The sequence below is a fragment of the Pantoea sp. Pa-EAmG genome, from assembly GCF_030024295.1.
GTDB classification, from domain to species: Bacteria; Pseudomonadota; Gammaproteobacteria; order Enterobacterales; family Enterobacteriaceae; genus Pantoea; species Pantoea dispersa.
Window position 1 is genome coordinate 1 of record NZ_JASEWO010000389.1, and the last position, 855, is coordinate 855.

Annotated in this window: 1 protein-coding gene; it reads left to right on the plus strand. The window is 56.5% G+C overall.

Annotated features, from left to right (window positions below; genetic code table 11):
- The coding region (locus QMM04_RS22840) for an MFS transporter (RefSeq protein WP_282997158.1) at positions 1-780 on the plus strand (780 nt) is incomplete at its 5' end.
- Positions 781-855 lie beyond the last annotated feature (75 nt).

Sequence of the window (855 nt, forward strand, 5' to 3'; positions counted from 1 at the left end):
ATGGGCTGGCGCGGCATGTTCGTCACCATCGGCGTGCTGGGTATGTTCCTCGCCATTGGCTGGTATGTGATGTACCGCAACCGCGACAACAGCAAATTGAGCGGTGAAGAGATTCACTATCTGCAGGCGGGCAGCGTGGCATCACGCAAAGAGCCGCTGAGCTTTGCCGAGTGGCGCGGTTTGTTCAAGCAGCGCACCATGTGGGGCATGATGATTGGCTTCAGCGGCATCAACTATACCGCGTGGCTCTACATTGCCTGGCTGCCGGGTTATCTGCAATCGACCTATCATCTGGATCTGAAAAGCACCGGGTTGCTGGCGGCGATTCCATTCCTGTTTGGCGCAGCGGGCATGTTGCTGAACGGCTATGTGGTAGATGCGCTGGTGCGTCGTGGAATGGATGCAGTGAAAGTGCGTAAGGTATCGATTGTCAGCGGCATGCTGCTGTCTGCAGCCTTCACCACTTTCGTCACCCGTGCAACAGACACCGCCAGTGCAGTGACGCTGATTGGCATGGCGCTGTTCTGCATTCACTTTGCCGGGACATCTTGCTGGGGCTTGATTCACGCTAACGTTACCGCACGTATGACGGCATCGGTGGGCAGCATCCAGAACTTCGCCAGCTTTGTGTTTGCCTCGTTTGCGCCGGTGATCACCGGTTGGGTGCTGGATACCACCAAGTCATTCAGCCTCGCGCTGATGATTTGTGCAGGCGTCACCGTGGTGGGTGCGCTGGCTTATCTGCTGCTGGTGCGTAAACCGATTACGGATGGGGTGTAAGTCGTCAATAGCGCGATAAATCGCGCCGCTACGGCAGAGCGCATGTTTTTGGTAGCGGCGTAATTTATTGCGCAA